We start from the raw sequence: 9,896 nt of genomic DNA, 5'->3' as shown, positions 1-9,896 counted from the left end.
CGGAAACCGAACCGGCGGTTCGTTCGCGAGGCTCTCGCAGGGGAAGGAATCCCCTCACTCGGTGATGTGGGGAGATGCGGACCGGAGGGCCCTGGTCCGGATCCCGATCTCCGCGCGCACCGAGAAGGGGCGGCTCGTGAGCCCGCCGACGATCGAGTTTCGTCTCCCCGACGGATCGGCCCACCCGTATCTTCTCCTCGCCGGCGTGGCGCAAGCAGTGGCGTGGGGCGCCGAGGCAGAGGGGATCGATCAGATCCTCGCGGAGACCGACTCGGGCCGGATCGATCGGGATCGCCGCGCCGCGGAGCCGATCCCGCACAACTTCGAGGATGTAGTCCTCGCGCTCCGGAAGGATCGCGGCGTGTTCGAGGAGGGGGGAATCTTCCCGAAGCGGCTCATCGATCGGACGATCGAGGAGCTCTCCTCCATGTGACCTGGGTTCCGCGCGCGTTTTCTACTGCGGACGCGGATCTCCCTTCGCGCTCCCGCGCTCCGGGAGCTTCCTCGGCGACCCGCCCCACCGGGACGGGTGCCCGCCTCGGTCGCGCGAGAAGACGCCTACGAGGCCTTCCTTCCTTCGCCGCTTCCTCAGCGCGGGGGTTGTGTACTTAGTACCGATCACTTCGATTCGGCGGCCAGGTGAGCGGTCTCTTTTCCGTAGATCTCGCTCGGGAAGAGCATCGGAAGGAGATCGTGGAGGAACTGGCGTCTCTTGTACGCGTAGTGGCTCGCGAAGTGGCGCGCGTGGAGCGTGCGAAGGTAGTCCTCGAGCGGGAAGATCTGAACCTCGACCCCGAAGAAATACGGGCCGGCCCCGCCCGGGTCGTCCGTCAAGACATCCACGATCGACTTCAGCACGCGAAAACCGCTCGACGAGCGGACGCCCATCTTGCGGCGGTCTTTTTCCCCGGCGAGCGTGTCGACCCGATCGCGCCATCGCAGCGGCCCGCCCAGCATGTGGATGAGCCGGCGCTCGAGCGCGTACGCCTGGCGCCGATCGCCGACGATGAACATCGCGCCGAGGAGATCCTCGACCATCTGCGGGTCGGCGATTCCCCGCCGGAGCATCTTGCTCACGATCGATCCGCTCCGGCGTCCGAGCCCCGGCCAGCGGGGCCTCTCGGTCAGCGTGAGGAAGCCGTTCTTCGAGGGGCGCCCCGGCTCCGGGTTCGCCTCTCTCTTGAAGCGTGAACGATAATGGTAGATAGGCACCTCGGCGTCGCCGTTCTTCGCCGGGAGCATCTTCACTTGGAAGCGCCAGCAGGTCGCTCCTGGATCGGGGGGAACGCCGACCTCGAAGGCCTGCTCGCCGTCTTTCGCCTCCGCGAAGCGGCAGCACACCTCGATGCTCCGATGGCCGACGAGATCGACCCAAAGGTTCTCCTTGAGGATCCTCTCGAAGCGCGCCTGATGGCGGGGACCGTCCCGAACGCTCCGGCAGTGGTCGACGTCGAAGAGAAGCTTCGCGAGATAGAGCTTCCTCTGCGCCTCGTAACGGGTCCTCGAGTCCTCGCCGTCGATCGCCGAGCGGAAGAGGCGGAGCATGTCGTTTGCCCTCCGCGTGTCGGGGAGGGGGCGCATCTGGGCCGCGAAGGAGGGGGGGACGAGAAGGAGAAGATCGTCGAGATACGCGTCCGCGTCGCGGAAGTAACGCCCGAGAAGGACGCTCGAGCTCCCCTTCTCGCTCACCGGCTTGGCGTACGAGCGGAGCATCTCCGCGTAGTAGACCGGGTCGGCGAGGGCGCGCCGCATCGTCGCGACCCAGATCCGCGCGAGGGGGGCGTAGCGGCTCGGGAACCTCGGATCGAGAAACGGATGGACGTCGTACGAGACGGGACCCGTGGGAGTCGGAACGCGCGCCTTGTCCGCCGTCGTCTTCACGTCCCCCATCCTACCTCAGAACGCCCCTTTCGTCCCCTCTCGAAGCGCCTCTCCCGACACACCGGGGGCCTCTGAAGGTTCCGGGCGGCACCGGGTTGCGGCGCCCGGCGGCCGATGGTACCCTGCGGCGCGGGAGGTGACGGCGTGGGAATCGAGGAGAATCTCCGCAGAGTCCGGGATCGAATCGCCGCCGCCGCCGCGCGCGCGGGGCGCGATCCGGGAGCGGTCCTTCTCGTCGCGGTGACGAAGAACGTTCCGCCCGATCGGATCAACGAGGCGATCCGCGCGGGCGCGCCCGCGATCGGAGAGAACCGGGTGCAAGAAGCGGAGTCGAAATGGCCGGAGATCCTCGCCGGTCCCGAACGCCACATGGTGGGGAGTCTCCAGAGAAACAAGGCGGGGAAGGCGGTGGAGCTGTTCGACCGAATCCAGTCGATCGACTCCGTTCGGCTCGCCGAGGCGGTCTCGCGCCGAGCGGAGGCGGCCGGGAGGAAGATCCCGGTTCTCGTCGAGGTGAACGTCTCCGGCGAGGAATCGAAGGCGGGCGTCGATCCGGAGGGGGTGCGGGCGATACTCGATGGGATCGCGGAGCTTCCCGGCATCCTTCCGGACGGGCTCATGACGATCGGGCCGCTCACCGGCGACGCGGAGAGAATCCGCGCCGCGTTCCGCTCGCTCCGCCGCCTCTTCGACGCGCTCCGCTCGGATCCGGTCGGCGGGATCGCGATGCGCCATCTCTCGATGGGGATGTCGGGAGACTTCGAGATCGCGGTCGAGGAGGGGGCGACGATGGTCCGCGTGGGGACCGCGATCTTCGGAGAGCGGGCGTGAGCAAGCCGGGTCCATAGATGGTGACAGACACGCTTGGGGAAGATGGTGTTCGTCACAATGTCCGCGAGAAGAACAGGTTCCGCGAGGTTGAACCATGAATAGTTCAGATATTCTTCGAGTCGCGCATCTCGCCGTCCGCGCGCTCGCCTTCGCATTCCTCTCCCTTCTCGTCCTTCGCCTCCTTCTCCGGCCGGAGCGTTTCCGCTTCGGGACGCGCTCCGTTCGCCACCGCATCGCGCGGGCGAGCGACTTCCTCGTTCTCCCGATCCGCGCGATGCTCCCCCCGGGAACCTCGGGGGCGGTGGCGACCGTTCTGGCGATGATGGCCGTCCTCCTCGCCGCCTACTTCGCGGTCGGCGTGACGAACGACACTCTCGGCGAGCTCTTCCGCGCCGCGGCCGCTCTTTCGAGCGGCGCGCTCCTCGAGGCGATCGGCCGCCTGCTCTGCGGGCTTGTCTCGGTCTACACGACCCTTCTCATCCTTCGCATCTTGCTCTCCTGGTTCCGCGTCGGGCCGTACGGCGGAGGTCGCTTCACTCGCTTCCTCTACGCGGCGACCGAGCCGCTGCTCGCCCCGGTCCGAGGGATCCTCCCGCCTCTCGGAATGCTCGACCTTTCCCCGCTTCTCGTGTTCGTACTCCTCCACCTCCTCAAGGGGGCGATCCTCGCCTTCTTTTTGAGAGCCTGAGGGCCGTGCCGCCGCCCCGAACCGCTCTCCTCGCAGGATTTCGCTTGGCCGGGGGCGCGAATTCGGATAGGCTGAGGTTTCTGCGAAACGACCGGGAGACGGACGAATAGGAGGGAGCCGCGTCATGAAGATCTCTCCCCTCGACATTCGGAAGCAGACGTTCCGAAAGGCGCTGCGCGGGCTCGACGAGCAGGAGGTCGCCTCGTTCCTCGAAATGGTCGCCGACGAGGTCGAGGAGGTCGTGCAGGAGAACCGGGTGCTCCGCGATCGGATCGCCACGTCGGACATTCAGCTCGAGAACTACCGCAGGATCGAGGAAGCCCTGCGGAACGCTCTTGTGACCGCGGAGAAGGTCGCCCGCGACACGAAGAAGAACGCGGATCAGGAGGTCGAGATCCGACTCAAGGACGCGGACCTCAGGGCGCAGAAGGCGGTCCAGACCGCGCGCGGCATCCTCGAGAGCGTGCGGGGCGATCTGGTCGATCTCGCGAAGCAGAGGCGGGACTTCCTCGCTCGCTTCCGCCTTCTCGTGGAGACCCAGCTCAAGATGCTTGACCTCAAAAGAAACGAGTACGAGGGCGAGGAGGATCTCCGCCGTCTCGAGGAGCTCCAGCGCGAGCTGTTCGAGGATCTCCATCTCATGCGCGGAGAGCCTTCCGAGGAGAGCGCCGGCGCGCGCCCGCCGTCCGCCGTCCCCGGGGAGCGCGAGGCGTTCCCCGGGTCCGAGGAGGCCGCCCGGAGCGCCGGCGAAACCTCGTAGCGATGCGCGCGGCGTTTCGCCGGAGGACCCGCGAAACATCATGACCGAACGATCCCGCTTCCCCGAGCCGAACCCCGCGCCGGTCCCCGAACGCGAAGAGGAGATCCTCCGCTTCTGGAAGGAGCGGGAGATCTTCCGGAAGAGCGTCGAGCGCCCGGCCGCGAGGAGCTTCGTCTTCTACGAGGGCCCGCCGACGGCGAACGCCCTTCCCGGCATCCACCATGCCGCGGGCCGCATCGTGAAGGATCTCGTCTGCCGTTTCCGGACCATGCAAGGGTTCCGCGTCGTTCGGAAGGGCGGGTGGGACACGCACGGCCTTCCCGTCGAGATCGAGGTGGAGAAAGAGCTCGGCTTCACGAACAAAGGACAGATCGAACAATACGGAATCGATCGTTTCAATCAAAAGTGTCGCGAGCGGGTCTTCCGCTTCTCCGAGGAATGGGAGCGGATGTCCGACCGGATCGGCTTCTGGGTGGACATGAAGAACCCGTACGTGACCTGCACGAACGAATACATCGAGTCGGTTTGGGCGGTTTTGAAGCGCTTCTGGGACGCCGGGCTGATCTACGAGGGGCACAAGGTGGTTCCGTACTGCCCGCGCTGCGGAACGCCTCTCTCGAGCCACGAGGTTTCGCAGGGGTACGCGGACGTGATCGATCCCTCGATCACGATCCGGATGCGCGTCCTGGGAGAGCAGGGCCGGAGCTTCCTCGCGTGGACGACGACCCCGTGGACCCTCCCCTCGAACGCGGCGATCGCCGTCGCGCCGGCGGAAACGTACGTCGAGGTCGAGGGAGAGGGGGAGACGCTCATCCTCGCCGAAGCGCGTCTCTCGCTTGTGTTCAAGAACGCGCCGAGGATCGCGCGGCGGTTTCGCGGGGCCGATCTCGTCGGGATGCGCTACGAGAGGCTCTTTCCCTACGCAGAGGAAGACCCGCGCGCGTGGCGCGTGATCGCGGCGGACTTCGTGTCGCTCGAGGAGGGGACCGGCATCGTTCACATCGCCCCCGCGTACGGCGAGGACGACTATCGGATCGGCCAGGAAGAGGGGCTTCCGGTCATCTCGCTCGTCGACGCGACCGGCCGCTTCGTCGAGTCGGTGACCGAGTGGGCCGGGCGCCCGGTGAAGGAGGCGGATCCGGAGATCATTCGGAACCTCGTTGCGCGCGGCCTTCTCTTTCGCGAGGAGCGGACCACGCACAGCTATCCGCACTGCTGGCGCTGCGCGACGCCGCTCCTCTACTTCGCGCGGGCGAGTTGGTTCATCCGGACGACCGCCTACCGCGATCGGCTCGTGGAGGAGAACACACGAATCGCGTGGTACCCGCCCGAGCTCGGGCAGAACCGCTTCGGCAAGTGGCTCGAGAACAACGTCGACTGGTGTCTTTCCCGCGACCGCTTCTGGGGAACGCCGCTCAACATCTGGCGGTGCGCCTCGTGCGGGGAAACCGCGTCCGTCGGCGGCGTCGAGGATCTCCGCCGGCGCGCGACCGCGCCCCTTCCCGAGCCGATCGATCTCCACCGGCCGTGGGCGGATCGGGTCGAGATCCGCTGCGAGGCGTGCGCCGGTGCGATGAAGCGCGTGCCGGAAGTGATCGATGTCTGGTTCGATTCCGGCTGCATGCCCTACGCGCAGTACCGCTTCCCCTTCGATGAGGAGGGGTTGTTCGCCGACCAGTTCCCCGCCGAGTTCATCTGCGAGGGGACCGATCAGACGCGCGGCTGGTTCCATTCCCTCCTCGCGATCAGCACGCACGTTTCCGGAACGAGCTCGTACAAGAGCTGCTTCGTCATCGGCCTCGTGCTCGACGAGGAAGGGAAGAAGATGTCGAAGACGAAGGGGAACGTCGTCGATCCGTGGGAGATCCTGAGAAAATACGGCGCCGACGCTCTCCGGTGGTACCTCGTCTGGAGCCAGCCGCTCTGGGTGCCGCGCCGCTTCAGCGTCGGAACGGTGCGCGAGGTGGGATACCCGTTCGTCGACACGCTCCGGAACACGCTCTCGTTCTTTCTTCTCTACGCGTCGCTCGATCGGTTCGACCCGTCCGCGCGCGGCGAGAGGGAATCGGGCCGGACCGATATGGACCGCTGGGTCCTCTCGCGCCTCGACAGGGCCTCTCGCGAGGCCGGGGCCGCGCTCGACCGATACGATCTCACGCGGGCCGGGCGCGCCCTCCAGGAGTTCGTCATCGACGACCTCAGCAATTGGTACGTGCGGCGGAACCGGAAGCGTTTCTGGAAGAGCGGCATGGACGCCGAGAAGCGCGCCGCGTTCGAGACGCTTTACGAGACGCTCGTCGTCCTCTCGAAGCTCCTCGCTCCGATCGTCCCGTTCGTGAGCGAAGAGGTCTATCGCGCCCTCGTCCCGCCTTTCCATCCGAACGAGCCGGAGTCGGTTCATCTCGCGTCGTACCCCGAACCGGACGGGACGCGGATCGACGCGGACCTCGAGGCGGCGGTCGATCTCTCGCGCGAGGTCGCGAACCTCGGCCGCGCGGTTCGGATGCGAAGATCGATCAAGACCCGCCAGCCGGTGCGGCGCATCGTGGTCGTCCTACCCGACGAGGAGTCGATCCGCCGGCTCGAGCGGATGCTGGGGCCGGTGCGCGAGGAGCTGAACGCCCGCGCGCTCGAGATCGCGAGGGACGCGGGTCCCCTTCTCCGCCTCTCGGCGAAGCCGGTCTTCTCCGTTCTCGGCCCCGAGTTCGGCCCTCTCGCGGGAAAGGTCGCCGCGGCGATCCGCGCCCTCCCCTCCGAGGCGGTGCGGCGGATTCGGGACGAGGGGAGAGGGGAGATCGAGGTGGACGGGCAGGCGGTCCTCCTCGGCCCCTCGCATCTCGAGACGGAGGAGAAGGGGGCCGGTACCTACGAAATGGAACGGGGAGAGCGCACGGTTCTTTTCCTCGATACGTCTCTCGACGAGGACCTTCTCATGGAGGGATTCGCCCGAGAGATGGTGAACAAGATTCAATTCATGCGTAAAGAAGCCGGGTTCGAGGTCGTCGATCGAGTCCGCGTCGTGTACGAGGGGAGCGATCGGCTCGCGCGTGCCGTGGACCGTCATTCCGATCAGATCCGCTCGGACACTCTCACCGTCTCCCTCGAGCGGGGCGAGGCGCGGGGGGAGAGCGCCCAGGAGTGGGATCTGAACGGCGAGCCGGCCCGGATCGCCGTCTCGCGGGTTTCCCCGGCGGCGGCCGGCCGGACGGAAAGCGAAGGGGACAAGAGGTGAACAAGAAGGAACTCGCGCACTTCGAGGAGCGCCTCCTCGAGGAGCGCGCGAAGCTGCTCCGCGCTCTCGAGCGGCATCAGTCGTCGTCGAACCAGACGCAGAGGGACGCCGCGGGCGATCTCTCCGCCTATTCGTTCCACATGGCGGATCTCGGGACCGACGCGATGGAGCGGGAGAAGGCGTTCCACTTCGCCTCCCGCGATACGCGTCTTCTCTATCATATCGATCAGGCGCTCGAGCGGATCCGCGTCGGAACGTACGGGATCTGCGAGGATTGCGGGGAGCCGATCCCCGAGGGGCGACTCGAGATCGTTCCCCACGCGCGTCTTTGCGCCGCGTGCAAGGAGAAGGAAGGGCAATCGGGACCGTGAAGACCCCGGCCCGTCTCGGGCTTCTCTTTTCCGTTCTCGTCGGGGCGGGCGCGCTCCTCCTCGACCAAGCCGCGAAGGCGATCGTCGCCTCCAGGCTGGATCTCGGCCGTTCGGTCCCTGTCGCCGGCGACGTCTTCCGGATCACGCATGTTCAGAATCCCGGCGGGGCGTTCGGCCTCTTCCGCGACCACGGGAACCTCTACACCGTCCTCTCGATCGCGGCGGTCGCCGTGCTCGGTTATCTCGCCGCGCGCGGGCGGATCCGCACGCCGGGCGGGCGGACGGCGATCGGCCTCGTTCTCGGCGGCGCGATCGGCAACCTGATCGACCGCCTCCGCTTCGGACGCGTGATCGATTTTCTCGATGTCGGCGTCGGCGACCTTCGCTGGCCGGTGTTCAACCTGGCGGACGCCTGGGTCGTCGCCGGCGTCGCCCTCTTCTTTCTCCTATCGATGAGATCCGGCGATCCTTTCGATGGAAAGCAAACGGATGCGGGAGGAGACGCGCTCGGTTAGGGTCCTGGTGCCTCCGGAGAGGGATGCGGTCCGCCTCGACCGGTTTCTCGCGGAGGACGCGGGGCTCCCCTCGCGCGCCTTCGGCCAGAAGCTGATCCGCGAGGGGAGGGTCCTCGTGGACGGGAAGACGGCGCGGGCGAGCCGCAAGCTCGCCGCGGGGGAGACGGTGACGATAACGCTCCCCCCTCCCGAGCCGTCCGCCCTCGTGCCGGAGGCGATCCCTCTCGACGTGCGCCACGAGGATGAGGACCTCATCGTCGTCGTCAAGCCGGCGGGGATGGTCGTGCATCCGGGCGCGGGGGTTCGCACCGGAACGCTCGTGCACGCGCTTCTCTCCCGGTGCGGGACCCTCTCCGACGCCGGAGAGGCGGTCCGACCGGGGATCGTTCACCGGCTCGACAAGGACACGTCGGGACTTCTCGTCGCGGCGAAGACCCGGGAGGCGCACCTCGCGCTTTCGCGCGCGATCGAGAGACGAGATGTCGAACGGCAGTACCTCGCCGTCGTCTGGGGCTTTCCCCCCGACAAGGGAGTGATCCGCGCGCCGATCGGGCGCTCCCGGCGCGATCGGAAAAAGATGGCGGTGACGGAGAAGGGGAAGGAGGCGGTTTCCCGGTTTACGTCGCGGGAGCGTTTCCTTTACGCTTGTCTCACGGAGGTGGCGCTCGAGTCGGGGCGGACGCATCAGATCCGGGTCCACTTCGCGCACGCCGGGCACCCGGTCTTCGGCGATCCGGAGTACGGCGGGAGGCGGAAGGCGCTCGCGGCGCTGCCGAGCGAGCACCGTCGCTCGGCGGAGCGGGCGCTCGAAGCGATCGACCGGCAAGCGCTCCACGCCTGGCGGCTCCGCTTCCGGCATCCGCGCACCGGCGCGGAGATGGCGTTCGAGGCGGAAGCGCCGAGCGACTTCGCGGGGCTCCTCTCGATCCTCCGGCGGGAGGAGCGGCGCGGCGGGCATCGATCCTAGAAACGGAGTGCGTTCGAGGGACGGATCGGAAGCCTGGATTATGCACACGTTTCCGTCGCGAGGATGCGGACCGCGAGCCGAGAGGCCGACCTGGACGAGCCGCTCCCGGAAACGTAGTCTCGGCACTACGTTGAGGAAGCGGCGACGGAAGGGAGGCCTCGTAGGCGTCTCCTCGCGCGACCGAGGCGGGCACCCGTCCCGGGGGGACGGGTCGCCGAGGAAGCTCCCGGAGCGCGGAAGCGCGAAGGGAGATCCACAGCCGCAGCAGGAAACGCGTGCATAATCCAGGCTAGAAGGGGGCGAGAAGTGAACATTAAACGTCGAGACATTCGAGATGTCACCGTTCTGGAGCTTTCCGGCAAGCTGATGGGGGGAGAGGACGCGGCGACCTTCCAGAACCTGGTCAAGCAGCTCCTCGCCGACGGAAGGAAGAAGATCCTCCTTAACCTCGGGAACCTCTCGTGGATCAACTCGACGGGGCTCGGGATCCTCATCTCGGGGTACACGTCGGTGAAGAACGGCGGCGGCGTTCTCAAGCTCGCGAGCGTCGCGGAGAGGATCGAATCCGTCCTCATGATCACGAAACTCTCGACCGTGTTCGAAACGTACCCCACCGAGGATGAAGCGCTCGTCACGTTCGGGAGCGAGTAG

At 67.1% G+C, this 9,896-nt stretch carries 10 protein-coding genes; 9 read left to right on the top strand and 1 reads right to left on the bottom strand.

The annotated features are described in order from the left end of the window. Positions 1-433 (top strand): hypothetical protein (locus FJY73_04910; protein MBM3319997.1); only part of this gene is annotated, 433 nt, incomplete at its 5' end. Between the two features lie 185 nt (positions 434-618). Here the strand turns inward: FJY73_04910 and FJY73_04905 are convergent. Beyond that, entirely contained in the window at positions 619-1,881 is a 1,263-nt protein-coding gene (locus FJY73_04905) for a hypothetical protein (GenBank protein MBM3319996.1), read from the bottom strand. A 114-nt stretch (positions 1,882-1,995) separates the two neighbouring features. On the opposite strand from FJY73_04905, the gene FJY73_04900 reads away from it, so the two are divergent. The 8 genes from FJY73_04900 to FJY73_04865 all read left to right on the top strand — a co-directional run bounded on the left by FJY73_04900 (position 1,996) and on the right by FJY73_04865 (position 9,896). Further along, positions 1,996-2,712: a YggS family pyridoxal phosphate-dependent enzyme gene (locus FJY73_04900; protein MBM3319995.1), complete on the top strand. Its 717-nt coding sequence runs from the start codon at positions 1,996-1,998 to the stop codon at positions 2,710-2,712. A gap of 322 nt (positions 2,713-3,034) precedes the next feature. Further along, positions 3,035-3,400 carry a YggT family protein gene (locus FJY73_04895; GenBank protein ID MBM3319994.1) on the top strand — a complete coding sequence of 122 codons (366 nt, stop codon included), beginning with the start codon at positions 3,035-3,037 and terminating at the stop codon, positions 3,398-3,400. A 124-nt stretch (positions 3,401-3,524) separates the two neighbouring features. Continuing rightward, positions 3,525-4,160, top strand: coding sequence for a DivIVA domain-containing protein (locus FJY73_04890; protein MBM3319993.1), 636 nt, complete (start codon positions 3,525-3,527; stop codon positions 4,158-4,160). A gap of 40 nt (positions 4,161-4,200) precedes the next feature. Further along, positions 4,201-7,392, top strand: coding sequence for an isoleucine--tRNA ligase (locus FJY73_04885; protein ID MBM3319992.1), 3,192 nt, complete (start codon positions 4,201-4,203; stop codon positions 7,390-7,392). After that, on the top strand, positions 7,389-7,763 hold the full coding sequence (locus FJY73_04880; protein ID MBM3319991.1) for a TraR/DksA C4-type zinc finger protein: 375 nt from the start codon (positions 7,389-7,391) through the stop codon (positions 7,761-7,763). The genes FJY73_04885 and FJY73_04880 overlap by 4 nt, the downstream gene beginning before the upstream one ends. Continuing rightward, positions 7,760-8,278: a signal peptidase II gene (gene lspA, locus FJY73_04875; GenBank protein ID MBM3319990.1), complete on the top strand. Its 519-nt coding sequence runs from the start codon at positions 7,760-7,762 to the stop codon at positions 8,276-8,278. The genes FJY73_04880 and lspA overlap by 4 nt, the downstream gene beginning before the upstream one ends. Further along, positions 8,253-9,245, top strand: a complete 993-nt coding sequence (locus tag FJY73_04870) for an RluA family pseudouridine synthase (GenBank protein MBM3319989.1) — start codon at positions 8,253-8,255, stop codon at positions 9,243-9,245. Before lspA ends, FJY73_04870 begins: the two co-directional genes overlap by 26 nt. A gap of 306 nt (positions 9,246-9,551) precedes the next feature. Next, positions 9,552-9,896 (top strand): STAS domain-containing protein, encoded by a 345-nt coding sequence (locus FJY73_04865; GenBank protein ID MBM3319988.1) that lies wholly within the window; start codon positions 9,552-9,554, stop codon positions 9,894-9,896.

It is taken from the genome of Candidatus Eisenbacteria bacterium (genome assembly GCA_016867715.1).
Taxonomy (GTDB): Bacteria; Orphanbacterota; Orphanbacteria; order Orphanbacterales; family Orphanbacteraceae; genus VGIW01.
Note: the sequence above shows the minus strand (reverse complement) of the source record. Positions and strands in the feature narration are given on the sequence as shown.

Coding starts and splice junctions, on each gene's coding strand:
- FJY73_04900 (MBM3319995.1), top strand. CDS start 1,996: ATGGTACCCTGCGGCGCGGGAGGTGACGGCGTGGGAATCGAGGAGAAT.
- FJY73_04895 (MBM3319994.1), top strand. CDS start 3,035: ATGGCCGTCCTCCTCGCCGCCTACTTCGCGGTCGGCGTGACGAACGAC.
- FJY73_04890 (MBM3319993.1), top strand. CDS start 3,525: ATGAAGATCTCTCCCCTCGACATTCGGAAGCAGACGTTCCGAAAGGCG.
- FJY73_04885 (MBM3319992.1), top strand. CDS start 4,201: ATGACCGAACGATCCCGCTTCCCCGAGCCGAACCCCGCGCCGGTCCCC.
- FJY73_04870 (MBM3319989.1), top strand. CDS start 8,253: ATGCGGGAGGAGACGCGCTCGGTTAGGGTCCTGGTGCCTCCGGAGAGG.